The sequence below is a fragment of the Tenacibaculum sp. TB-56 genome (genome assembly GCF_059716275.2).
In genome coordinates, this window is record NZ_CM201367.1 from 1,062,714 (window position 1) to 1,088,243 (window position 25,530).

Sequence of the window (25,530 nt, forward strand, 5' to 3'; positions counted from 1 at the left end):
TGAATACTGAATACTGAATACTGAAAAAACTACTTCGCCTTATTCACCAACCAAACACCTAATAAAATTATTCCGCCAGCAAAGAACTGTATAAAACTTAATTTTTCACCATCAATAACGCCCCACATAACCGCCACCACAGGTATTATGTACGTTACAGAAGAAGAAAACACAGGTGAAGAAATATGTATTAATTTATTAAATAACACTTTAGCTATTCCTGTTCCAAAAATGGCTAAAACAGCTACATAACCTAAGGCATTTGTCGTCTTTGACGTTACTTCAAACGTTGAGAAAAAACCAGAAAAAGTCAATACCAATAATGCTGGAACCGATAACAACAAAAAATGCCCTGTCGTAATTGCCAAAGCATCTAAATCTGACAAGTATTTTTTAATCATATTTACATTAAAAGCATACCCTACAGAAGCAATAATAACCAACAAAGCATACCAATAATTCTGATTCGGATTTAGTTCTGCTCCTTTTAAAATCAAAACCAACGTACCAATTAATCCAACTAAGATTCCGATAAGTTGTTTCTTTTTAAAAGCAAAACCAAACACCAATGCTCCAAACATAAATGTATTGAAAGGTGTTAATGAGTTTAAAATAGCTGCGATAGAACTATCAATTCCATTAATGGCAAAAGCAAACAAAAAGACCGGAAAAAAAGTTCCTAAAGCGGCGGTTATAGCAATATACTTCCAGTGTTTTTTTTCGATTTTCCGAATACTTCTAAACCCAATTAACAATAAAAAAACTGCTGAAATTACCATTCGTAAAGCTCCTACTTGTACTGGGCTTAAACCAATAAGCGCCTTTTTCATCAAAATAAAAGAGCTTCCCCAAACTAGCGAAAGCACAATTAAAAACAACCATTTTTGCTGTTGCTTATTCATTATCAAGTATTTTAATAACAAAAGTCGCTTATTTATATTTTAAATTTTGATTTTATTAATAAATTTGCTGAATAATCCAATAAATAAAAATGATGAAATTTTTAAAAATATTTTTTGTTGCTGCTTTTGTAAGTTTAACAATGATTGCTTGTAAAAGTGAAGCTAAAAAAGAAGAAGCTCAAGAACAAAAAACCGAAACAGTAGCAGAAGCTAATCCACAAGAACTTTCATTAAACATTTCAGGAATGACTTGTGAAATAGGTTGTGCAAGAAAAATAGCTTCTGATTTAAATAAAAAGGATGGAGTTTTAGAAGCTAACGTTGTGTTTAACGATAGTATTGCAACTATAAAATATGATGCTAACAAAACTAACAAAGCTGAATTAATTGCCTTTGTTGAAGGAATTGGTAGCGGTGATATGTACAAAGCTGCTGAAGCTACTAAAAAAGTAGATGAGAAAGCTTGTAAGGCTGATTGCACTATGGCATGTTGCGCAAAAAAAGATGCTGATAAAAAAGCTTGTGGCGACGATTGTAAAAAAGAGTGCTGTACAAAAACAGAAGCTGAAAAAGCTGCTTGTAAAGAAGATTGCACTATGGCTTGTTGTGCTGAAACAAAAAAAGCATAATTTCTTATTTTAAACAATATTGAAAGCTCCTAAATTAGGAGCTTTTTTTATGTCTTTTAAGTATCTTTGCTAAAACTTTTCATCAGATGAAGAAACATTTTCCTCTCATTGTAAAAATCTCGTTAATTGCGGTATATGTTATTTTTTTAGCTGGTTCTGTTGTTCGTATGACAGGTTCTGGAATGGGCTGTCCTGATTGGCCTAAGTGTTTCGGATATTACATTCCGCCAACTTCTGAAGAAGAAATTACTTGGCAACCTAATTACGAGTACAAAAAAGGAATGATTATCGTAAAAGATGAAGCTTTATTTGTTGCGGGTCATAACATTAAAACCACTGATGAATTTAATGCTAACAATTGGGAAAAGTACACCAAACACGATTACGCTAAGTTTAACAAATTCCATACTTGGACGGAGTACATCAACCGATTAAGCTCTGCTTTGGCTGGAATTCCGTTTCTATTTTTAATTTTTGTTTCTGTTAAATTTTGGAAGGAAAAAAAGCTAATCACACTTTTATCATTCGGAGCTTTCTTTTTAATGCTCTTTGAAGCGTGGCTTGGAAAAACGGTGGTAGACTCAAACTTAAAACCTACAATTATCACCATTCACATGGTTGGTGGTTTGGTAATTATAGCCCTGTTATTATGGCTACTTTACATCGTTTCTGATCGTAAAAAAGCATCTTACAAATACAACTCTTTATTTAGCAAGCTAGTTATTATTTCAGCTGTATTTTCTTTAATTCAAATTGCTTTAGGAACACAAGTACGCCAATTTATTGACGAACAAGTAAAATTACACGGATTTGAAAACAAGCACTACAGCTTAATGGATCCTAACCTTAAATTTTACATTCATCGCTCGTTTACCATAGCAATTGTATTGGTAAATTTGGGATTATTTTACTTAAATCAAGTAAAGAATTTAGGTTATAAACTAGTAAACTGGATAGTTTTCTTAATCTTTTTAGAAACGATTACAGGTATTTTAATGTACTATGCAGAATTCCCATTAGGAACACAAGCTGTACACTTATTATCAGGTGCTATTTTATTCGGATTACAATTTTATTTGTGGTTACAGAGTAGGAAAGTAACGATTCAATAGCTTAATCTTTCCATTCAAGCGTTTCCATCATATGAATCATATCTTTTTTAATATATTCAACAGCTGGTAAAATAGAATCGTAATTTGGCTTGGTATAAAAAAATAAAGACCCTTTTAAAAAGTGCTTAGAGCTGTCTGTTGCATGAAACTGCACTTGCGAAGCTGCATCCCCTAAAATTTGATATAAACTCCCGTAAACCTTAGTATTTGGATTTACATATTCTACAGGTGCGGTAATTTGATCTGCTTTTATAGCATGTTCAAACACTAATTTTTCCGACTCCATTAACAACTCCCTCAAATTTCCTTCAATTGGACGATACGTAATATCTACCGATGCTTTTAAAGTTGGATACTCAACCTTCATCCAGTTTTTTGGTAAGTTTTTAGATTGTGTTATTTGAGTTGTTTCAAAAGAATATGGCTTTTGAAGTGGCATTTTGCTGTACCTTTTACTAGGATACTCTAAACTTAAATATGCTTTAGGTTTAGGTAAGGTTTCTTCACTACAACTTATCAAAAATATTGCTGATGCCAGCAAAAAGAATTTACGCATTTCGGGTAACTTTTACTTGTTTTATACGTTTTTTAGCCAACGCTTCAATAGTAAACGTATAATTACTGAAGTTTATTTTTTCGCCTTTTTTAGGAAACTTTCCAGAAACTTCTAAAATAAAGCCTGCGAGGGTTTCACTTTCTCCTTTGGCCTCTTCAAATTTCTCTTCATCTTCATCATCTAAGACACGGCAAAAATCTTTGATGGTTATTTTTCCTTCAAAAATATAATTATTTTCATCAAGTTTCGAGTAGGTCAAGTCTTCATCATCAAATTCATCATTAATATCACCTACAATTTCTTCAATAACATCTTCTAAGGTTACAATTCCACTTGTTCCTCCGTATTCATCAACTACAATAGCAAGGTGTTTTTTCTTTTCTTGAAACTCAATTAATAAATCGTCTAACTTTTTGTTTTCAGGCACAAAAAATGCTTCCCTTAATAGATTTTGCCATTTAAATGTCTTCTTATTCAAATGCTCCAATAAATCTTTTGCATACAACACCCCAACAATGGTATCCATATTTTCACGATATACAGGATTTCTTGAATAACCGTTCTTTAAAATCATTTGCAGCACCTCTTCATAACTTGCATCTTCTGAAATGGCACAAACATCGGTTCGAGGTTTCATAATTTGTACTGTTTCGGTATTTCCAAAACTTACAATTCCCTCTAAAATTTTTTGTTCTTCTTTGGTTGTAGCATCATCTGAAGTTAGCTCTAACGCTTGTGATAAACGCTCAACTGAAAGGTTGTTGTTTTTGTTTCCTAGTCTATTTTCTATAACACTAGTTAACTTGATAAGCGGAAAACTTAACGGAGTTAACAAGGTGTTTAAAACCTGAATTGGTTTTGCCATCATTTCGGCAAACTGCAATGATTTTCTGCTTGCATATACTTTTGGTAATACTTCTCCAAACAATAGAATTAAAAAAGTAATAAGTACAATTTCTATCAAAAAAAGTACAGAAACATTGAAGAAATAAAAATCCAGCTCATAATCTAACCCCGTAAACAATACCTTACCAATATTTGCAAATAACAATACAATAAGAATGTTAATGAAGTTATTGGTAATTAAAATTGTACCTAGTAATTTTTTGGGATCATTTAATAATTTTACTACTGTATTTTCATCTTTCGAATTTGATGACAACTCATCTAACTCGGTTTGTGAGATTGAAAAAAACGCTACTTCAGTTCCTGAAACTAGTGCAGAACAAATTAATAAAAGCAGTAAAAGCAAAAGGTTAACGGTTGTTAACCAATCAAAACTTGATAATAATAAAAATAAAGGTTCGGGTTCTGGATCCAATTTTTAAAATTTAATTATACTAAAATGGTAAATCGTCATCTTCTTCAGGAGCTACACTTGGTGGTGTAGGATTTCCTTGCATTGGTTCTGCGCTAGATTGCGGACTACTTGGGTCTTTTTTAGTAGATAAAAACGTCATGTCTTGTACATGAATTTCGGTAGCATATCGTTTTTGACCATCTACTTCATACTGACGTGTTTTTATACGACCTTCGCAATACACACGATCTCCTTTGGTTAAATATTTTTCACAAATTTCAGCCAATTTATTACGCACTACAATATTATGCCATTCAACATTGGTTACCTTTTCTCCGGTTTGACGATTGGTATATGTTTCATTAGTAGCTAATGGAAAACGCCCTATCGAATTTCCTCCTTCAAAATAGTGCATTTTAACCTCATCACCTAAATGTCCTATTAAAATAACCTTGTTTATTGTTCCTGCCATAGCATTATAGTTTAGTGTAAAATCAAATATACAAAAATTAGGACTCCTTGTTTAGATATTCCTCCAAAAACTTATCTATCAACACCGGCACAGGTTGCTCTTTTACTTTTGACCAACTCATTGTATTCTCACTAACATTGGTCGTTTTTACTACCCAAAACTTCGTAACTAAATGTTGATGTGACAATTTATGAACAATATCTTCTTTATTAAAAAGTGATATGGTGGTTTCTTCAGGAAATAATTTTACGAATTGATCATGCTCTATCAACTCTTTTTCGTCCGTTTCTTTTTTTGTTTCCACAAGTGGAAATTGATACAATCCTTGCCAAATTCCTTTTCCAACACGCTCTTCTAATACTGTTTGGTTATCCTCTGTAACTGGTACCAAATAATTAAAATAACGTTTCTTTATTTTGATTTTCTTTTCTTTTACAGGAAGTTCTTTTACACTGTTATTTGCCAATGCTACACAACTTTCAGCTAGCGGACATTCATCACACAGCGGATTTTGAGGCTTGCAGTGTAACGCACCAAAATCCATGATAGCTTGATTGTACACTCCTGGTTGTGTTGCATCAATTACAGTTTGTGCTAACTCTTTAAACTCTTTAATTCCTTTGGTAGAATTAATAGGAGTAGCTATTCCAAAATAACGAGATAACACTCTATATACATTACCATCTACCACAGCAACAGGCTCATCATAGCAAATAGACGCAATTGCTGAGGCGGTATAATCGCCTACTCCTTTTAATTGTAATAATTCTTTATAGCTTTTAGGAAATACGCCTTTAAACTCTTCCGAAATATAATTAGCTGTAAAATGTAAATTTCTTGCTCTTGAATAATAACCCAAACCTTGCCATAATTTTAACACTTCACTTTCTTCAGCTTTTGCTAAATCAAATACTGTTGGAAAAGCTTCTGTAAACTTTAAAAAATACGGTAAGCCTTGCGCAACGCGGGTTTGTTGTAACATAATTTCACTTAACCAAACACGATACGGATCTTTAGTTTTTCTCCAAGGAAGTTCTCTTTTGTTTTGTAAATACCAGAAAATTAATTGTTTAGATAAAGACATTTATGTAAATTGTGCCGGCAAAATTAACATATTTTATTTAGATATTTTTATTCTTATTTTTTTCGGAATAGATTAATTATCATATATTTGCACCCTCAAAAATTCAAAAAGTAATTTCAAAAAAATATATAGAATGACAAAAGCAGATATCGTATCTAAAATTTCAGATAAGAGTGGAATTGAAAAAGCAGATGTTTTAGCGACTGTTGAAGCATTTATGGACGAAGTAAAAGATGCATTAGAGAGTGGAGATAATGTATATTTAAGAGGTTTCGGTAGTTTTATTATTAAAACTAGAGCAGAAAAAACTGGTAGAAACATTTCTAAAAATACAACTATCAAGATTCCTGCACACAACATACCTGCTTTTAAACCTTCTAAGGTATTTACTGAAGGTGTAAAAACTAAAGTAGCCGTAAAATAATTAAGAAAGTATTAACCAAAAGCCTTATTAACTAAGGTTTTACAAAACATTTTAACTATGCCAAGTGGTAAAAAAAGAAAGAGAGCTAAGATCTCTACACACAAAAGAAAGAAAAGAGCGAGAGCAAATCGTCATAAGAAGAAAAAGTAAGCAGTAGCTTACTTTTTCGTTGCTTTTATAAGCTACGTTCATTGACATTAAGGTTTTAACACCTTAAAATGGTATAAATTATACCTGTTTACAAATTTTAATCCGTCTTCGTAAGCAATTACGACGGCATAAAACCATATTCAGAATGAAAACAGAATTAATAATTCGTTCCAATTCTTCTGATATTGATTTCGCCTTACTAAGAGATGGTAAACTTATTGAGTTAAACAAAGAAACAAGCGACCATAATTTTTCAGTCGGGGATATTTTTCTTGCTAAAATAGGAAAAGTAATGACTGGTTTAAATGCCGCTTTTGTAAATGTTGGTTATCCTAAAGATGGTTTTTTACACTATCACGATTTAGGACCACAAGTACAGTCTTTAAATAAATTCATTAAGAAAGTAAGCACAGGTAATTACAAAGAGTTCACTTTAAAAAACTTTCGTTTTGAAGAAGACATCAACAAAGACGGAAGTATTAACGATGTACTAAAATCAGGTCAAAGTTTATTAGTACAAATTGTAAAAGAACCAATATCTACCAAAGGTCCGCGTATTAGTTCGGAACTTTCAATAGCAGGTAGGTTTTTAGTTTTAGTTCCTTTTTCTAACCGTATATCGGTATCACAAAAAATAGCAGATCCGAAAGAAAAGGAACGTTTAAAAAAATTAGCAAAAAGTATCAGACCAAAAGGGTTTGGACTTATTTTACGTACTGTTGCCGAAGGTAAAAAGGTAGCAGAACTTGACAAAGATTTACAAAACTCACTTGACCGTTGGAAAACAATGTGTAAACGCATTGCTAATAATAACACCCCAACTAAAATATTAAGTGAGTTAAACAGAGCATCTTCAATTTTAAGAGATGTAATGAACGATTCTTTTACAAGCATTGTAACCAACGATGAAACTTTAAAAGTTGAAATTAAAGAGTATTTACAAGAAATATATCCTGAAAAGGAAAACATTGTAAAACTTCATGCGTCTGAAGTACCTATTTTCGAAAAATATGGTATAGAACGTCAAATTAAAACATCGTTTGGTAAAACAGTTTCTATGAGTAAAGGGGCTTATTTAGTTATAGAGCATACCGAAGCTTTACACGTAATTGATGTAAATAGTGGTAACCGCTCTAATAAGTCTTTAAACCAAGAAGAAACTGCCTTAGAAGTTAATTTAATTGCTGCCAGTGAAATTGCTCGTCAATTACAATTGCGAGATATGGGAGGAATTATAGTTGTTGACTTTATTGATATGAAATCTGCTGAAAACAGACAGAAATTGTATCAGCACTTAAAAGACGCGATGGCTTTAGACCGTACTAAACACAAAATTTTACCTCCGAGTAAATTTGGTTTAGTACAAATTACAAGACAACGTGTACGACCTGAGTTAGAGATAAAAACACGTGAACCAAATCCAAATAAAAATGGAGAAGTGGAAGCTCCTATTGTCTTATTAGATAAAATAGAAGCAGAACTTGAACGCCTTATAAATAGTGGTAAAAACTATAAGGATATTACTTTAAATGTACATCCTTTTATAGCTGCTTATTTAACAAAAGGCGTGAACTCTATCCGTTTTAAATGGTTTGTTCAATACAAAAAGTGGATAAAAGTATTACCAAGAGATGCTTACCAGTACTTACAATATAAATTCTATTTTAAAAAGAAGAAAAAAAAGTAAGTAAGGCAATCTTATTATGAAATAAAAAACCCGTATCGTTTGATACGGGTTTTTTTTATGTTTAAAACCAAAACCCTAAGTTAAATAACCAATAATGTTCAGAGTGATCTGGTGACCAAGTATATTTTAATTCAACAGGTCCCATAAACGTTTCTACGCTATAACCTAAAGCATATCCTGATTTGGTGTTTTTAAATAAGCTTCCTTTATCAAAAATATCTTCTTCTACACGAGCATAATTGGCAATAAACATTGCGTAATGATTTTTTAAAACCTCATAACGCAGATTAAATTCTGATCTTAAGTAAGACTGATTATTTAAACCTCCTGTATCATAACCATACATAGGAATGAAATTATTAATATAGTTTTGATTGTAGCCTCCTAAGTGATAATCAAAAATTTCGAATGACTTTTTTCCTAAAGTATATCCTGCTTGTGAGGTATATTGAAAGGTCAATTTATCATAAAAAGTAGTAGCAAACCCCAAGGTTCCTCCTAACTGCGAAAATTGATGAAAGGGCTCGCTATTGGGTAATAGTCCTTCTAACCTATTATTCCTATCAGACCATAAAAACCACTTAAAGCCTATATCTGCATAAAACCCTCTTGTAGGGAACATTTCTTTGTTGTAGGTGTCTAATTTTAAATATGAATAGGCATTTATATAATTACTTCTATCAAAAAAGTCTTCTTTACCATCAGAAGATATATTTTGTGTGCTTGCTTCAATATTTTTATGCTCTGTTCCTATACCAATCGCAAACTTTTTATCGAAGGTTGTTTGAAAGTATAATGAACTTGAAAAATCTGAATACTTTCCGTTTATAAGTCCTGTATCATAAATGAAATCACTATTGAAAGAGTTGTATCTTGTACTAAAACCATAACTTGTTAAAAATCCGTTATCCACAAAATATTCTAAGTTATATCTGATTTTATCACCAATACCAAAATCAACAGAAAGTTCATCATTTTGAAAAAGCAACTTTTTATGATTATAATTCAATAAGACTGCTGACTTATACAGTAAATCATAATGTAACCCAAGACGTAAATAAGACTGAATTTTTTCTTCTTTTACTGTTAGCTCTAGTTTTTTTCCATGGAAAGATTTATCGAAATGATAATCAATTCTAGTAAAGTTTTTTGTCGCTGTTAAGGTGTTTATTTTCTTAGAGATTTCTTTGTAAGAAACACTATCTCCTTCACGTAATTGCAACTTTCCTAAAATATAATTATTGGTATAGTTTTTATTTCCTTTAATAATAATTCTATCAACAATAAACTTTTTTTCTTTTAGCTCTACCTTAGGCAGTTTTCTTTTGATAGGCTGCATTTTTGCAATACTATCAAAAACCACTCTGTACTTTTTTGCTACTTTATACCCTTCATCTAAAACTTCATTTTTTTGATTAAAATCTATAACACTATACTCTATAACATTTGGGCGAATGTAGACATTTAACAGCTCTATTTGCTCGTCAGACTTCTTATACATTTGAAAGTTAATAATCTGCATCAACAAAGAAGCTACAGAAACTAACTCATCTTTTTTTAATAACTCTCCTTGAACGCTGACTCCTATTATGATATCAACTCCTTTCTTTTTCATAACATCAGCAGGAAAGTTATTTACAACTCCACCATCAACCAATAATTTCCCTTCAATATCTACCGGATTTAATAAAGACGGAAAGGCAGCACTTGCTCTAAGCGCTAGCGGTAACGAACCCGTTTCTAAAACTTCCTCTTCACCTGTTTCTATGTTTGTACCTATACAATAAAAAGGTATTGGTAATTTAGAAAAATCACTAATTTCATCTACTGGTGCTAATAATTCAGTTAAAAAATTTAAGACGTTTTGTCCTTTTGACAAACCTAAAGGTAACCCTAAACTACCTTTCTTTATCGGAAGAGATACCGCATATTTTTCACCGTGAAGTTTGCTAAAAAAAGGTTTTTCTTTTCTTGGAACTTTATCTTGTAGCAAACTCATAAAATCTGTTTCAAAAACAGCTTCTTCTATTTGATCGGCTGTATAGCCAGCAGCATATAAACCTCCTACAATAGCTCCCATGCTTGTACCACCAATATAATCGATCTGAACACCAGCTTTTTCAAGCTCTTTTAATATCCCTATATGAGCTATACCTTTTGCACCACCGCCACTAAGCACCAAACCTACTTTAGGTTGTTCTTGGCCAGCATCAGCGCTGGAAATAATAATAAAATTAGCAACTTTTTCATTCTTCTTTTTTTTGATAATATTGATATATTTTTTGAGCTCGTGCATTACCTACAACTTCTTTCAATTCTTCTAAGCTAGCACTTTTAACACGTTTTGCTGACTTAAATTTACGCAATAAATTGGTGATTGTTTGCTTACCAATGTCAGGAATTTGCTCTAATTCTGATTGAATAGCACTTTTACTTCGTTTATTTCTATGGAAAGTGATCCCGAAACGGTGTGCCTCGTTACGTAAATACTGAATTATTTTAAGCGTTTCAGATTTTTTATCTAAATACAACGGAACAGAATCTCCCGGATAATAAATTTCTTCCAAGCGTTTTGCAATTCCTATAATAGCTATTTTCCCTCTTAAATCGAGGGCATCTAAACTTTTTAAAGCAGATGATAATTGTCCCTTTCCTCCATCAATAACGATTAACTGAGGCAATGGTTGTTCTTCTTCTAACAATCGTTTATATCTTCTGTATACAACTTCTTCCATCGAAGCAAAATCATCGGGACCTTCAACTGTTTTGATGTTAAAATGACGATAGTCTTTCTTACTTGGTTTTCCATCTTTAAAAACCACACAGGCAGCTACAGGATTGGTTCCTTGGATGTTCGAGTTATCAAAACATTCAATATGACGTGGTTCTTTTCCTAATCGCAAATCCTTTTGCATTTGCGCCATAATTCTTTTTACATGACGATCAGGATCCACAATTTTTATTTGTTTAAACTGCTCTTGACGGTAGAATTTCGCATTGCGTTCAGAGAGTTCTACAATACGTTTTTTATCTCCTAGCTTTGGAATAGTTACCTTAACATCTTTACCAACACTAACTTTAAAAGGCACAAAAATTTCTCGTGATAACGAATTAAAACGCTGGCGAGTTTCAATAATAAATAACTCTAAAAGCTCTTTATCGGTTTCATCTAATTTTTTCTTAATTTCTGTAGTATACGATTGTACTATGGAGCCATTCATCACCTTAAAGAAGTTTGCGTAGCCATGCGATTCATCAGAAATAATGGAAAACACATCTACATTATTAATCGACGGGTTGACAATTGTTGATTTTGCTTGATAATTCTGTAGCGACGCTAATTTTTCTTTAATCTTTTGTGCTTCTTCAAAGCGCATATCGGAAGCAAAATCGAGCATTAATTTTTCAAACTGCTGTAAACTTTCTTTGAAATTTCCTTTGATGATGTTTCGAATAGCTCTTATATCTTCTAAGTAATCTTCTTCTGTTTGATATGCTTCACAAGGCCCTTTACAATTACCTAAATGATATTCTAAACATACTTTGTATTTATCAGCATCAATCTTATCCTGACTTAAGTCGTAATTACAAGTACGTAACGGATACAGCTCTTTAATTAAATCTAATAGAGCATGTACCGTTCGCATATTGGTATACGGACCAAAATATTCCGAACCATCCTTCACAACTCTTCGTGTAGAAAACACGCGCGGAAATCGCTCCTTTTTAATACAAATCCACGGATACGATTTATCATCCTTCAACAATACATTGTATCGTGGTTTATATTTTTTTATTAGATTGTTTTCAAGAAGCAAAGCATCTGTTTCCGTATCAACCACCACATGCTCAATACGAACAATTTTCTTGACTAAAACTCGTGTTTTTCCATTCTCATGATTCTTGGTAAAGTACGACGAAACACGTTTTTTTAAGTTCTTAGCTTTTCCTACGTAAATAATCACATCTTCCTTATCAAAATATTGATAAACTCCGGGTGAATTAGGCAGTGTTTGTATTTGAAGTTCTAGCGATGTTGGCATACAACGAAAATACGATTTTTTAGCCTTTTAAAAGGGTATAAACGCTAGTTTTAGTACCTTTACGATATGGGTAAACTTATTGATAATTTTGGCAGACAAATTAGTTATGTTCGGTTAGCTGTAACTGACCGCTGTAACTTGCGTTGTCAATATTGCATGCCTGCACACGGTATTGATATTGTGCCTCGTGAAGAACTACTTACCTACAAAGAAATGTACCGCATTATCAGAGTACTTACTGAATTAGGAGTAAACAAAGTTCGTTTAACTGGTGGCGAGCCTTTTGCTCGTAGAGATTTTATGTCGTTTTTAGAGATGTTATCGTACAACGATTTACTGGACGCTATCAATATTACTACCAATGGTGCTCTTGTTTCTAAACACATCAAAGACTTAGAAAAGCTTGAAAAAATAAAAACCATCAACTTAAGTATTGATAGTTTACATGCCGATAAGTTTGCCAAAATTACACGTCGTGATGTATTTTCCGAAGTATATAAAACCTTTGAATTACTGGAAAAAAGTCCACTCAATTTAAAATTAAATGTAGTAGTGCAATCGGGTTTTAATACTGATGAAATAGTTGACTTTGTTGCATTAACCAAAGATAAAAATATTGCGGTTCGCTTTATTGAAGAAATGCCTTTTAACGGAAAAGGGCAACGAAACACCGAAGAAATATGGAATTACAACCGAATTTTAAACGAGATACAATCAAGCTATAATATTACACAACTCATCACAGAAAAATCATCGACTTCTCGCAATTTTTCTGTTGAAAATCATATAGGAACTGTAGGAATTATTCCTGCTTTTACTCGTACTATATGTAATGATTGTAACCGAATTAGAGTTACCTCAACAGGAACTTTTAAAAACTGTTTGTTTGATGATGGTGTTTTTAACCTACGAGATTTTATTAGAAATGGTGCCAGTAATGAAGATTTGAAAGCGTTATTTTTATCACTCATAAAAGAAAAACCAGAGAATGGTTTTGTAGCCGAAGCCAATCGTAAACAAGGAAATGTTTCTGAAAGCATGAGTACAATTGGAGGATAGATTATGGATAATTTCATCAAACAAAACCCCATCATTTCAGGTTTTATAATAGTTATTCTTACATCTCTTTTACTTTTATATCATCTGAAAAACATAAAAAAAGAAAAAAACAATATGGATATATCTATTTTGTCTAAAACATCAAAAATCGATTTAGTCATATTAATTATTACCTTATATCTTATCGCACTAGTATTAATTATAAGAGGTCTATGATTACAGTAGAAGAAGCTAAACATATAATTTTAAAAAACACACAAGATTTCGGAATTGAAGAAATTCCCTTTTTAGAAACAGTCGGAAGAGTTTTAAAGGAAGACATTCTTGCCGATAGAGATTTCCCTCCTTTCAACCGAGTGGCTATGGATGGTATAGCGATCAATCATCGTTTTTTTGAGTATGGTGTTCGCGATTTCAAAATTGAAGGTATTCAGCCTGCAGGAGCACCTCAACAAACTATGGAGAATACTTCAAACTGTTATGAAGTGATGACAGGAGCCTGCTTACCTAACAATACAGATACGGTTATTCGCTACGAAGATGTAGAAATCAATACCTTAATGGCAACTATCAATATTGATAAAATTACCGAAGGGCAAAATATTCATGTACAAGGTTCAGACAAAACCAAAGAAGAAGTTCTTATTAAAAAAGACACAATTATTTCTGCTGCTGAAATAGGAGTTTTAGCTACAGTAGGTAAAGCTATGGTTAAAGTAGCCAAACAACCTAAAGTAATGATTATTTCTACGGGTGATGAATTGGTTGACACTCATAAAACTCCGTTAGCACATCAGATTAGAAGAAGTAATGTATATACCTTAGTTTCTTTATTGAATGATTTAAAAATTCCTGCAAAAACTGCTCATATTGCTGATGAAAAATCAGTTTTAAAAGAAAAAATAGCGTCTTTTCTACAAGAATATGACGTGCTTTTATTTAGCGGTGCTGTAAGTAAAGGGAAGTTTGATTTTTTACCTGAGGTTTTAGGTGAACTGGGTGTTAAAAAGTTATTTCATAGAGTTTCACAAAGGCCAGGAAAGCCTTTTTGGGCTGGTGTTACTGATAATTGCAATGTGTTCGCTTTTCCAGGGAATCCAGTGTCTACATTTGTAAATTGTTTGGTGTATTTTTATCCTTGGTATTATAAATCTGTTGGAGTTTCTTCCGAAGAAAAAACAGCAATTTTAGTAAAAGACATTACTTTTAAACCTAATCTAAGCTGTTTTTTACAAGTAAAATTAACTTCGGAAAACGGACAAGCATATGCAACTCCAATACAAGGAAATGGTTCCGGTGATTTAGCAAGTTTGGTCGAAGCTGATGGCTTTATTAAACTACCAAAAACTGAAGAGATAGAATTTAAAAAAGGAAGTGTTTTTCCTATACTAACGTATCGGAGTTTTTAATTATTAATGTTTAGTTTTGAGTTAAAAATTTAAAATGAAGGAAAGTATTGTTCAAGGCAAGAGTTTTCAATTCTCTTTAAAAATAATTTCTCTGTACAAAAAACTACAACAAGAAAAAGAGTTTATAATTTCAAAACAGCTTTTAAGAAGCGGAACTTCAATAGGAGCAAATATAGAAGAAGCTTTAGCTGGTCAAAGTAAAAGAGATTTTATTTCTAAAATGTCTATTTCTTCAAAAGAAGCTAGAGAAACTAAATATTGGTTACGTTTATTAAAAGAAAGTAATTTAACAAATATTGATGTTACAGATATACTTTCGGATATTCACGAGCTAATTAGGCTATTAACAGCAATTGTAAAAACATCACAACAGAGTTTAACTAAAAATTAAAAACTCAACATTCAAAACTTATATAAAGTGAGCAACTTTTCCCATATAAACGAGCAAAACCAACCTAAAATGGTAAATGTTTCTGATAAAAAAATCACGAAACGTACCGCTATTGCCAAAGCAACTATGTTTTTAGGTTCAGAAATTGTGAGTCATTTTACCAATGATGAACTCATCACTAAAAAAGGACCTGTTTTTCAAACAGCTATCATTGCTGGAATTCAAGCCGTAAAAAAAACTTCTGATATCATCCCAATGTGCCATCCTTTGTTAATCAATGGTGTGGACATTGATATCAATATTGTAGACGATGAGCATGTGGGGGTTTTTTGTAAAGTAACCATCGAAGGTAAAACAGGAGTAGAAATGGAAGCTCTTACTGGAGCTTCAGCAACTTGTTTAACTATTTATGATATGTGTAAAGCTATCAGTCAAAAAATGGTAATTAAAGAAGTAAAGTTAGTAGAAAAAACAGGTGGTAAATCGGATATTAAAAATGGATGATAAGCATACTAAACATACAAACTTAGTTAAAAAACATAATGATAATTTTGCTCCTAATGAAGTAGCTATTTTAGGAACTAAGTGTGGGGTTATCGCTGATTTAGTTCATAACGTTTCAAAAAAATTATCGAACTATAACTTAGGGTATTTTGATGCTTCACATGCTAAAGATGTTGAGCAAAACACCCTAACTGAATACACCTTTCATCATGAAGGAAATTTACAAATAAAGACTACTTCTTCAGTAAACAAATACGAACAACGCTTACAGTTTTACAATCATGATTTAGTATTCATCAATGGAAATCATTACCAAGGAGCTAAACAAATTTTAATTTTAGATGATGAAAAGGAAGCTTCTGTAAAAAAGAGATTAGACCAACTAACGAGTATTCAATTTGTAATTAAACTGAATGAAAACTCAAAATATTTTGATTGTTTACTAGAACGTTTTCCAAACATCAAAAATAGTACTTCTTATACAATTAATGAGGTTGATAAAATATCTAATCATATACATAATCTCATTAAAGAAAATATTGCTCCCGTAAAAGGATTGGTTTTAATAGGCGGAAAAAGCACACGAATGGGGCGTAACAAATCGGAGTTGATGTATTATAAAAAACCACAAAAAGAACACGTAAAAGAGTTGCTAGAAAACAACAATTTAGAAATTTTTTATTCTGTTCAAGCCTCCTCAGAAAAAGAGAATGAAATTCATGATACCTTTTTAAATTTAGGACCGTTTGGAGGTATTTGCTCTGCTTTTCAAAAAGATCCAAACTCAGCATGGCTTGTCATGGCTACAGATGTTCCGTTTGTAAACAATGAGCTTATTCAATTGTTATTACAAAAGAGAAATCCTGCTAAAGTAGCCACTACCGTTAAAGGAAGAAACAAAGAATTTCCTGAACCTCTAATCACCATTTACGAACCAAAAGCCTACGGAAAATTATTAGCTTATTTAGCACAAGGATATTCGTGCCCACGTAAAATGCTCATTAATTCTGATGTTGAGATTATTGAAGTTGACGATAACTTAATAAGAAACATCAACACTCCTGAAGAGTTCGAGCAGGTTAAAAAAGAGCTCAATTCAAAATAAAAAAGCACTTAAATCTAGATTTAAGTGCTTTTTTGTACCAAAGGTGGGACTGTGTATTAAAAAATCGAAAAACTTAACTATCTAGTTTTCAATCGTTATTATTTACAATATTTAGGTAAATATACCCTTTTTTGACACAAATTTGACACGTGTCTTTTACCTTTTTTATAAAAAACACCCTTTAATTATTTTTTACATTCTCTTTTATATATTTTTTGTATTATTTATACTCACTATAAAAATAATAATATAAAAACCTAAATATCAAAAACTTAGACTGAGTATAAAATGAATATAAAAGTGAGTATAAATTTCTATGAGTATAAAATTTGTATTCATTAAAAAGTTGTTTCTTCTGGAATACATTTTTTGTAAAAAATAGGGAAATGAAAGAATTTGTAAAAAACCCGTTTGAATCTTTATAATTTTTATGATACTTTTATAAGGAAGAAAACTTGCTTTTAAAATTGCTGAATCATAGTCGTATAAAAACCAATTATTATTCCGCATATCCTTCCAAAAAAGGAAACTATAAAGCTAAAACATACGCATATAAACTAGTTGTGCGTCATATAACCAAAACCAACAAATGGCAATTCCAAAAAACAAAGAAGAATTGATTTTTGAAATCAAAAACAACTATTCCAAACTGAAAAAGGACTTGGAAACTATTCCAACGGAATTAACCAAAGAAAAAGAACTCGATGGACACGCCAAAGAAACGAAAATGAGTATTTCCGATTTGGTTGCTTATCTCATTGGCTGGGGAGAATTGGTATTAAAATGGAATCACAAAAAAGAAAACGGAGAAAAAGTTGATTTTCCCGAAACAGGGTATAAATGGAATGAATTGGGGAAACTTGCACAAAAATTCTATTCAGATTATGAAAATCTTGACTATTCCGATTTGCTGAATAAATTAGACCAAACCGTAGATAAAATCCTCAAGTTGATTGAAAGTAATACGAACAAAGAACTTTATGAAAATGCTTGGTACGACAAATGGACAAAAGGAAAAATGATACAGTTCAACACTTCTTCACCGTATAAAAACGCCAGAAGTAGAGTGCGAAAATGGAAAAAAACTTTAAAAACAATAAATTAATATGCAATACGCTTACACGATAATTTACGTTGAAAACGTAGTCGAAACGATTGAATTTTATAAAAGAGCATTTGGCTTTGAAAAGAAATTTGTAACGCCTGAAAACGACTACGGAGAATTGATTTCAGGAGAAACAACAATCGCCTTTGCTTCTTTTGAACTTGGAATTTCAAATTTCAAGAAAGGATTTGAAAAAATAGATAAGTCAAAAAAGCCGTTCGGAGTAGAAATGGCATTTACAACAGAAAATATCGAAACGGATTTTAAGAAAGCGATTGATGCAGGTGCAACTGAATTTGAACCACTTGTAGAAAAACCCTGGGGACAGAAAGTGGGGTATGTTTTAGATAATAATGGATTTTTAATTGAAATTTGTACACCTATAAAGAACTAAAAATACGAACGCACAACAATGGCTATAAGCAATTGGGACTAAAGTGATAAAACGAAAGTATAAACATAAAACAAAGGTCAGTGCTAAACCGAAAAGTTAGGGCATAAAATCCCCAACTGCTCATAGCCGAGACCGTTGTGCGTCATTCAAAAAAACACCGTACTATAAATGAACTACCAAACTTTTAAACCGAATTCCGACTTGAAATCTATTGTCAGTTGTTATTGGACTTTAGAAGTTTCTGCCGAATCTGATGCCCAAAAACAGCGGATAATTCCAGACGGAACAATTGAAATGGCTTTTATACTTGGAGACGACATTAAAAGGTACACTTCCGAAGATGAATTCATTATACAACCTCGTGCAATGGTTCTTGGACAGACAATTGAACCCTTCTATATCGAACCGACAGGATATGTAAATACTTTCGCAATTCGTTTTTATCCTTACGGTTTTGCGAATTTTGTAACAATCCCGATTAAGAATTTGGCAAATAAGGAAACACCAATACAATTATTGTTTGGAGAAAAAACGGCTAATGAATTGGAACAAAAAATAATTGAGGCAACCAATAGTAGTGAACGAATAGAAATTATTGAAAATTTTCTTTTAGCCAAATTAAATGAAAAATCAACAATTGACAATATCGTAAAAACAACAATTGATGCCCTTTTGGCAACAAACGGAAGTGCTTCTATAACTGCAATTCTCAAAGAAGATATATCAAAACGGAGACAACTTGAACGAAATTTTTTAAAGCAAATTGGAGTTAGTCCAAAACAGTTAGGAAAAGTAATCCGACTACAAACTGCCCTAAAAATGTTACTTAACAAGAAGGTAGAAAACCTAACAGAAATTGCATACGAAAGTGAATATTTTGACCAAGCACATTTTATAAAAGACTTTAAGGAGTTTACAGGCATTAACCCTAAAGAATTTTTAGGAAACGAAAAAATGGTACTTTCTTCACTTTTCTACAAATAGCCAGCGTGTCGCATTTTTACAATTTTAGTATTTGCAAGTATTCTAAATTTGTGTTGTCAAATCAAAATGGACAAAATGAAAAAATCTATTCTTTGTACAGCCATAATTATTTTCCTTAGCATTACAGCGTGTAACAACAAATCTAAAACCGAAACTAACTCGGTTGAACCTAATATTAATCAAAAAACAAAAGAAATGAAAAGTCATATTTCAATTTTTGAAATTCCAGCAACGGATATTTCACGAGCAGTAAATTTTTATCAGGCAATTTTAGACATTAACATTGAGAAAATAGAAATGCCCGAAATGGAAATGGGAATATTCCCTTATGAAGAGCATATTGTTACAGGAGTTATCGTTAAGACCGAAGGAGATAAACCTTCGGCTAATGGAGTGACTATATACTTGAATGGTGGAGATAATCTTCAGGTCATTCTTGATAAAGTGGAGAAAAATGGTGGTAAGATAATTGTTCCGAAATCACCTCACGCAGACGATAGTGGATATTACGCACTATTTCTTGACTCGGAGGGAAATAAAATGGGACTACATTCCCCGAACTAAACGCGGGAAAAGAACGAACGCACAACAACGTATATAGCTCATAGCTAATTAGTTAATTACTAAAAATTAGTGCTTATTTGCCAAAAAGCCAAATTTTTGAATTTGGCTTTTTGCGTTAATAAGGAAAAAAGAAAAATTCAAAAATTTGGCTTGTGCTTAACCGAAAAAACAGTACCTTTTTACACGCTACGAGCCATATACAAAACCGTTGCCAGTAATTTGAGAAACTGTAACTATTTGAAACAAAATTAGTCTTTATTTGAAAACACAATTAATGAAAAAAACTATTTTACTAATTCTACTTTTAGCTTCATTAAAAAGTATCGGACAAAAATCAGAATTAAACATTACAATTGACGAAAGGATTGAGACAATCTATTCAATAGCATTTTTAGACAATTACTTTTTAGTTAGTAATCACGATAATCTTTATAAATCAAAGTTGAGAAAAAAACTCGATGCTCTGAAGAATCATAAAGCAGTGGTTTTATTTGACACATTATCTAAAAAACACGGATTTAATTTTTATAAAGTTACTGACTGGGCTTTACAGTTCGGAAAATTTCCTGAATTAAATAAAGTGAGAGAAGTAGCAGAACCATATCCTTTTATTGAAAGCGAAAGCGATTATCTTATTGAAAATTTCAAAAAAGAGTTTATTTCTTTCAATCAAGATTCATTATTTCAAGAATATTTAACTGAAATAAAACCATTGAATGAAAAGGTTATTAATCAAGTAAAAGAATCCAAATCTATTCAAGAGCTTCCAACATATTTAGAAAGTTATTACGGAACTGAATTGGGTTCATATAATTTAATTCTTTCACCATTAGTTCATTCAGGAGGTTTTAATGCGGAATTCGTAGAAAATGGAAAAAAAGAAGTTTATGCTATAATTGGACCAAATGGCGAAATTGAACATATTCCTTATTTTGAAAAGGAATTTCTTGAAATGGATTTGATTTTACACGAATTCGGTCATTCATTCGTAAATCCCTTAATGGTAAAATATCACAATGAAATAGAGAATCTTAAAGAAAAATATTATACTGAAAGTTTAAAGAAAACTGGAGAAAACGAGGGTTATAGCGAATGGAAATATGTTTTTAACGAACTTTTGATAAGAGCAACAACTATAAGAATAACAGAGAAAAATTTTGGAACAGAAAAAGCTAAAGAACTTTTAGATTATGAAAAATCTATTGGATTTTCATTGGTAGAAAATATCGTAGGAATTTTAAAAGAATATGAAAATAACAAAAATAAATATCCAAACTTTAATAAGTTTTATCCGATTTTAATTGAACGAATGAAATAAAAACTACTGGCAACACCGTGTATAATTAATTGCTTTGGTCGTTGCCTATTTGGAAAATTCCTTCGGAATTTTCTCGCGTTCGTTTTTGTTTACTAAATTAGTTGCTTAAACACGCAACTAACCATACACAAAACCGTTGGCGGTAATTTGAAGAAACGATTAACAACGAAAAACAATCAAGAAAATGAAGATATAAGTAACTGTAAGGTAGAATAAGAATTGAAATACCTTTTACAATGCAAAGTAGAAAGGGTAAGTATAAATATTAAAAAATTAGAAAATGACACAGTTACAAATGATTGACAAAACAAAGTCAATAGCTCAAATTGATAAAAATATTTCTGCCGTATTTATGTACGGGTCATTTACCAAAAATGAAGGAGATAAATATTCAGATATTGAGTTCTATATCTTCTTAAAGGACAAAGAAAATTTTTCGGCTGAAAATTGGGTAAGACAAATTCATCCTTTGGCATTATATTTTACCAACGAGTATGGAAGTGAAGTTGCTATTTTTGAAAATATGATAAGGGGGGAATTTCATTTTTTGACAAACGACCAAATGGAAGTTATCAAATCGTGGGACGGTTTGGTAGAGTTTAGCGACTTTGACAAAATGATTTTAGTAGATAAAGAAGCCTTATTGACTAACACTCTCAAAGAAATCAAAACTAAAATACCTGACCGAACAACAAGTGAAAACACCTTGTGGTTAAGTCAATCATTGTTGAATGTTTTACTGACAACAAGCAACTTAATTAAACGACAGGAATTTGCTCACGCTTACCAAAGTTTATCAAATACTCAAAAATACTTACTTTGGTTAATCAGAATTGAGACATCTCAAACTAAACATTGGGAAAGTCCTACAAAAAGTTTAGAGAAAGACATAGACCCAGAGTGGTATTCATTATTTCAGCAGACAACATCAAGCTTAGACCCGACAGATATTAAAACAGCTTTCAAGAATACACTAACATTGACTGAAAAACTTTTTGATAATCTTGGAGTTGAAGCAAAATTAAAGGGATTATTAAGGAGAATTGAATAAAAAAACTACCGCCAACATTGTGTATAAGTAATAGCGGTTTAAGTGATAAAACGAAAGTATAAACATAAAACAAAGGTCAGTGCAAAACCGAAAGGTTTGTGAGTAGAAATCCGCTACTACTCATACACGAGACCGTTGTGGTGCATTTAAAAACTGACATTTGCGAAAACATTGAGGTTTGAAAAATCATAAAATCTATAAGAAAAAAACTAACTGAATTAACCAATGAACAACAGAACACTTGAACAACAGCGGATTGAATTTATCAATCAAAAATTTCTTGCTACACCATTAGCTGGTTTGATTATATGGACTATAATTGGATTAATCGGAATCTTTTTTTCTGACTTTATAGCAGTTTGGTCAATTTTTATTGGAACCGGAAGTATTGTATATCTAGGTCTGCTTCTCTCAAAATTCACAGGTGAAAATTTCCTAGATAAAAGTAAACCGAAAAACGAATTCGACACTCTTTTTCTTTTTACGGCTGGACAAGCGATACTTGTCTATTCAATTGCAATACCATTTTTTCTGGTTGACTATTCTTCTCTTCCAATGACTGTAGGAATTCTGACTGGATTAATGTGGTTGCCATTTTCTTGGATTATAAAACATTGGGTTGGAATTTTTCACACCTTGACTAGAATCATTACAGTTCTAACTCTTTGGTATCTTTTACCCGAATATAGGTTTATAGCTATTCCTTTTGCAATTGTTTTAATTTATGTCATTACATTAATAATCTTAAAAAACAGAAAGAAAACTGAATAAAAACGACACCACAACAATGTATAACCGCAATTACGGCGGATTCGACTACGTCCGAATCCACTCGGAATTGCTAAAGTCAGTGCCAAACCGAAAATTAACGCATATTAATCCGTAACTGACGGTTATACGAGACCGTTGCCACAAATTTAATAAAATGGAAAACTTAAAAAATAAAAAAAAAGCATTCATTATTATATTATTTTCTATTTTGATGTTGATTTATGGTTTAATTACTAAAAGTTCTCCTGCTGCTGGATATGATAATGTGCCTTTAAAATTTTATGAAATTAACCTATTTGGGTTAAGTATTAATTATCAAAGTTTTGTATTGATTTTTATAATTACATTGGGAATTGGAATTTATTTTTTTGTTTTTAAAAGTGATGAATCTTTAAAGCAAGATTTGAAAAAAATCACTTCTAACAAAAAAAATAAAGCAACAAATTCCGATAATAAAAATTTAGAAATTAAAAATACGCCAAAAGAATCTAATGAAAACTTGAATTCAAATAATAAAAGTTATATATACTTTATATTATTTTTTTCTTTGATTTTTACATTATATATAGCTTGTATAGGAAGAGGAACTATTTGGTTTTTTATAATTTTATCTTATTTACTTTATATCTTTCTTAAACCAAAATCTAAAAAGGAATTGATTTTAAAATCAATAGGTTTTCCACTTATCTTTTTATGTATAATTTCATTTTTTTTAAGTAGAGAAATATATTATGGTTATAATTTTTCATATATTTTAGGAAAAAATATAGCTCCTTATCTTATATGTGTTCTTATCGTTTTTTTTAGCAAATTTCGAAAGTTAAATACTCCTGCAAATTTTAGTTTCAAAAACCCATTATTATGGATTTCTATAATTTGTCTTTTAATAAGTATAGTAAATTTTACAGCATCTGAATATTTAAAGATGATTATGAAGTGATAAAACTTGTGGCAACACCGTATATAAAAAATAGCTTCCTCTGCCCTAACCCGCAAATTTTGGTATATTTACGATGTCGCCAAATCTTTTGATTTGGCTTTTTGAAAAGTAAGATAAAATCAAAATGCAAAAGATTTGGCTTGTGGCGGGACGGAAAAGAAATCGCTAATTTGCACGCTACTTATCATATACAAACACGTTACCTGCAAGCTGAACAAACCGATGAACATAGGAAAAGAAATTAGAAATAGATTATCCAATTATGAAAAATTAGGTGTTGAAAAACAATCTAATGGAACTGAATTAATTGGTAAAGCACCTCACATTGCACCTTTAGCTTATTTACATTCAATATACAAAGGACTAAATAAAGAGGAAATTGATAGGCTTGAACGAGAATTAGAAACTGAAATACCAACAGACTATAAAAAGTTCCTACAATTTTCAAATGGACTTCATATTTTCAACACAACATTTTGTCTTGATGGATTGAGAACATCATACAACAGAATAAAAGAAATCGAAAATCGATTACCATTCTCAATTTTGACAACTAATCTTTATGAAAGACCTAAAAACGCAAAGTCCGAATATTTTTTTATTGGTGGATATGATTGGGGAAATGGTTCACATTTGTACATAAATAGAAATAATAATAAAGTCTATCGTTGTAAAGAAAATGATACAAAACCACTCAATGAATGGAATAACTTGAATGAAATGATATTAAGTGAAATTGACAGACTAATGGAATTGCATAATACAAATGGGGAATTGAAAGAAAATATCGAAAAAACAACACCGGAAAGCCAATTTTCATCAGATAAAAAAGGTTTCTGGAACAGATTGAAAAAAATGTTTTAATAAAAAAAGCCAGCAGGTAACACCGTGTATAATTCATTGCTAGTTCTAGCCTACTTACGAAAGTCCTCGCGGACTTTCTATCTGTGATTTATTTGCTAACTTTAGTGCTTAAACCACGCAACGAAACCATACACAAAACCGTTGTGTGTAATATCCCAATCAACCGTAAACTGAACTAAAAAATGACTGAATTACAAACTATAAAGGAAAATTTTAAATCGGATTTAAAAAAATTACGGATTTTATTAATCATTCTGACTTTAATCCAAATCGGATATATGATTATAATCTTTGCGGACACAAAACTGTGGATTAAACTCGACTTTGATTATAAAGCAAACTGGCTGATTTGGACTCTGAATTTAATTGTTGCAGGAATTTTTATCTGGTTTAATTGGACAAAAATGCCGATTAAAAAAAAGACAAAAACAAACAATACGTTTATGATTTTGTTTTTAGGAATTATAGGAATGTGGTTATGGATTCCAAACAAACGTGAAATAAATAAACTGACTGAAAAATAAAAAATACTACACACAACACCGGCTCCTATGAAAAGCACTAGTCTAGTTTTTCAAAGTTACTATATTTATTTTTAATTCTTACATAATAATAATTTTAGGGTGTTGAATTGTTGATAATTCCGAAGGATTATCAATACTTCAATACCTTATAACTTGCTCCGCATCCTATATGTGATCAACTCTATTGG

26 protein-coding genes are annotated in these 25,530 nt (G+C 31.4%); 19 read left to right on the plus strand and 7 right to left on the minus strand.

Annotated elements, in window-relative coordinates:
• Positions 1 to 29: 29 nt before the first annotated feature.
• Positions 30 to 902, minus strand: a complete 873-nt coding sequence (locus tag AC3VI6_RS05140; protein ID WP_497705393.1) for a DMT family transporter — start codon at positions 900 to 902, stop codon at positions 30 to 32.
• Between the two features lie 89 nt (positions 903 to 991).
• Here AC3VI6_RS05140 and AC3VI6_RS05145 point away from each other — a divergent pair, with 89 nt between their 5' ends.
• Together AC3VI6_RS05145 and AC3VI6_RS05150 are read left to right on the plus strand one after the other, a co-directional pair.
• Positions 992 to 1,531 (plus strand): cation transporter, encoded by a 540-nt coding sequence (locus tag AC3VI6_RS05145; protein ID WP_497705394.1) that lies wholly within the window; start codon positions 992 to 994, stop codon positions 1,529 to 1,531.
• An 86-nt stretch (positions 1,532 to 1,617) separates the two neighbouring features.
• Positions 1,618 to 2,643 (plus strand): COX15/CtaA family protein, encoded by a 1,026-nt coding sequence (locus AC3VI6_RS05150; RefSeq protein ID WP_497705395.1) that lies wholly within the window; start codon positions 1,618 to 1,620, stop codon positions 2,641 to 2,643.
• A gap of 1 nt (position 2,644) precedes the next feature.
• Here the strand turns inward: AC3VI6_RS05150 and gldD are convergent, their stop codons facing one another.
• Genes gldD through mutY form a run of 4 tightly spaced genes read right to left on the minus strand, consistent with a single transcriptional unit; the run spans position 2,645 to position 6,055 of the window.
• Positions 2,645 to 3,199, minus strand: a complete 555-nt coding sequence (gene gldD, locus AC3VI6_RS05155; RefSeq protein WP_299032645.1) for a gliding motility lipoprotein GldD — start codon at positions 3,197 to 3,199, stop codon at positions 2,645 to 2,647.
• On the minus strand, positions 3,192 to 4,520 hold the full coding sequence (gene gldE / locus AC3VI6_RS05160) for a gliding motility-associated protein GldE (RefSeq protein ID WP_497705396.1): 1,329 nt from the start codon (positions 4,518 to 4,520) through the stop codon (positions 3,192 to 3,194). Before gldE ends, gldD begins: the two co-directional genes overlap by 8 nt.
• Positions 4,521 to 4,539: 19 nt before the next feature.
• The gene (locus AC3VI6_RS05165) at positions 4,540 to 4,971 is read right to left on the minus strand and encodes a single-stranded DNA-binding protein (protein ID WP_435253886.1); all 432 of its coding nucleotides are present in this window, start codon (positions 4,969 to 4,971) and stop codon (positions 4,540 to 4,542) included.
• A gap of 37 nt (positions 4,972 to 5,008) precedes the next feature.
• Entirely contained in the window at positions 5,009 to 6,055 is a 1,047-nt protein-coding gene (gene mutY, locus AC3VI6_RS05170) for an A/G-specific adenine glycosylase (RefSeq protein WP_497705397.1), read from the minus strand.
• A 133-nt stretch (positions 6,056 to 6,188) separates the two neighbouring features.
• Here mutY and AC3VI6_RS05175 point away from each other — a divergent pair, with 133 nt between their 5' ends.
• Together AC3VI6_RS05175 and AC3VI6_RS05180 are read left to right on the plus strand one after the other, a co-directional pair.
• Positions 6,189 to 6,479, plus strand: a complete 291-nt coding sequence (locus AC3VI6_RS05175; RefSeq protein WP_120185941.1) for an HU family DNA-binding protein — start codon at positions 6,189 to 6,191, stop codon at positions 6,477 to 6,479.
• Between the two features lie 295 nt (positions 6,480 to 6,774).
• Positions 6,775 to 8,316: an Rne/Rng family ribonuclease gene (locus tag AC3VI6_RS05180; protein ID WP_435253888.1), complete on the plus strand. Its 1,542-nt coding sequence runs from the start codon at positions 6,775 to 6,777 to the stop codon at positions 8,314 to 8,316.
• A 61-nt stretch (positions 8,317 to 8,377) separates the two neighbouring features.
• Here AC3VI6_RS05180 and AC3VI6_RS05185 read toward each other — a convergent pair whose 3' ends face one another.
• Both AC3VI6_RS05185 and uvrC read right to left on the minus strand, forming a co-directional pair.
• Positions 8,378 to 10,612, minus strand: coding sequence for a patatin-like phospholipase family protein (locus AC3VI6_RS05185; RefSeq protein WP_497705398.1), 2,235 nt, complete (start codon positions 10,610 to 10,612; stop codon positions 8,378 to 8,380).
• Positions 10,563 to 12,359, minus strand: a complete 1,797-nt coding sequence (gene uvrC / locus AC3VI6_RS05190; protein ID WP_497705399.1) for an excinuclease ABC subunit UvrC — start codon at positions 12,357 to 12,359, stop codon at positions 10,563 to 10,565. Before uvrC ends, AC3VI6_RS05185 begins: the two co-directional genes overlap by 50 nt.
• Positions 12,360 to 12,425: 66 nt before the next feature.
• On the opposite strand from uvrC, the gene moaA reads away from it, so the two are divergent.
• The 15 genes from moaA to AC3VI6_RS05265 all read left to right on the plus strand — a co-directional run bounded on the left by moaA (position 12,426) and on the right by AC3VI6_RS05265 (position 25,342).
• Positions 12,426 to 13,418, plus strand: coding sequence for a GTP 3',8-cyclase MoaA (moaA, locus tag AC3VI6_RS05195; RefSeq protein ID WP_497705400.1), 993 nt, complete (start codon positions 12,426 to 12,428; stop codon positions 13,416 to 13,418).
• A gap of 212 nt (positions 13,419 to 13,630) precedes the next feature.
• A complete protein-coding gene (locus AC3VI6_RS05200) occupies positions 13,631 to 14,827 on the plus strand; it encodes a molybdopterin molybdotransferase MoeA (RefSeq protein WP_497705401.1) in 1,197 nt (398 codons plus the stop codon).
• A 34-nt stretch (positions 14,828 to 14,861) separates the two neighbouring features.
• Positions 14,862 to 15,218, plus strand: a complete 357-nt coding sequence (locus AC3VI6_RS05205; RefSeq protein ID WP_299000950.1) for a four helix bundle protein — start codon at positions 14,862 to 14,864, stop codon at positions 15,216 to 15,218.
• A 27-nt stretch (positions 15,219 to 15,245) separates the two neighbouring features.
• Positions 15,246 to 15,722 (plus strand): cyclic pyranopterin monophosphate synthase MoaC, encoded by a 477-nt coding sequence (gene moaC, locus AC3VI6_RS05210; protein ID WP_274635007.1) that lies wholly within the window; start codon positions 15,246 to 15,248, stop codon positions 15,720 to 15,722.
• A complete protein-coding gene (locus tag AC3VI6_RS05215) occupies positions 15,715 to 16,827 on the plus strand; it encodes an NTP transferase domain-containing protein (protein ID WP_497705402.1) in 1,113 nt (370 codons plus the stop codon). The genes moaC and AC3VI6_RS05215 overlap by 8 nt, the downstream gene beginning before the upstream one ends.
• A gap of 589 nt (positions 16,828 to 17,416) precedes the next feature.
• Positions 17,417 to 17,932, plus strand: coding sequence for a ClbS/DfsB family four-helix bundle protein (locus AC3VI6_RS05220; RefSeq protein WP_068483076.1), 516 nt, complete (start codon positions 17,417 to 17,419; stop codon positions 17,930 to 17,932).
• A 1-nt stretch (position 17,933) separates the two neighbouring features.
• The gene (locus AC3VI6_RS05225) at positions 17,934 to 18,326 is read left to right on the plus strand and encodes a VOC family protein (RefSeq protein ID WP_068483073.1); all 393 of its coding nucleotides are present in this window, start codon (positions 17,934 to 17,936) and stop codon (positions 18,324 to 18,326) included.
• 168 nt (positions 18,327 to 18,494) lie between these two features.
• On the plus strand, positions 18,495 to 19,310 hold the full coding sequence (locus AC3VI6_RS05230) for an AraC family transcriptional regulator (protein ID WP_497705403.1): 816 nt from the start codon (positions 18,495 to 18,497) through the stop codon (positions 19,308 to 19,310).
• Between the two features lie 75 nt (positions 19,311 to 19,385).
• Positions 19,386 to 19,874, plus strand: a complete 489-nt coding sequence (locus AC3VI6_RS05235; protein WP_497705404.1) for a VOC family protein — start codon at positions 19,386 to 19,388, stop codon at positions 19,872 to 19,874.
• Between the two features lie 274 nt (positions 19,875 to 20,148).
• Entirely contained in the window at positions 20,149 to 21,192 is a 1,044-nt protein-coding gene (locus tag AC3VI6_RS05240; protein WP_497705405.1) for a DUF4932 domain-containing protein, read from the plus strand.
• A gap of 280 nt (positions 21,193 to 21,472) precedes the next feature.
• Positions 21,473 to 22,243 (plus strand): lincosamide nucleotidyltransferase Lnu(I), encoded by a 771-nt coding sequence (gene lnu(I), locus AC3VI6_RS05245; RefSeq protein ID WP_262318285.1) that lies wholly within the window; start codon positions 21,473 to 21,475, stop codon positions 22,241 to 22,243.
• 225 nt (positions 22,244 to 22,468) lie between these two features.
• Positions 22,469 to 23,014, plus strand: coding sequence for a DUF7010 family protein (locus AC3VI6_RS05250; RefSeq protein WP_147862357.1), 546 nt, complete (start codon positions 22,469 to 22,471; stop codon positions 23,012 to 23,014).
• 154 nt (positions 23,015 to 23,168) lie between these two features.
• Positions 23,169 to 23,954, plus strand: coding sequence for a hypothetical protein (locus tag AC3VI6_RS05255; RefSeq protein ID WP_497705406.1), 786 nt, complete (start codon positions 23,169 to 23,171; stop codon positions 23,952 to 23,954).
• 222 nt (positions 23,955 to 24,176) lie between these two features.
• Positions 24,177 to 24,818, plus strand: a complete 642-nt coding sequence (locus AC3VI6_RS05260) for an SMI1/KNR4 family protein (RefSeq protein WP_497705407.1) — start codon at positions 24,177 to 24,179, stop codon at positions 24,816 to 24,818.
• Positions 24,819 to 25,000: 182 nt separating this feature from the next.
• Positions 25,001 to 25,342 (plus strand): hypothetical protein, encoded by a 342-nt coding sequence (locus tag AC3VI6_RS05265; RefSeq protein ID WP_386410840.1) that lies wholly within the window; start codon positions 25,001 to 25,003, stop codon positions 25,340 to 25,342.
• The last annotated feature ends 188 nt before the right edge of the window (positions 25,343 to 25,530 follow it).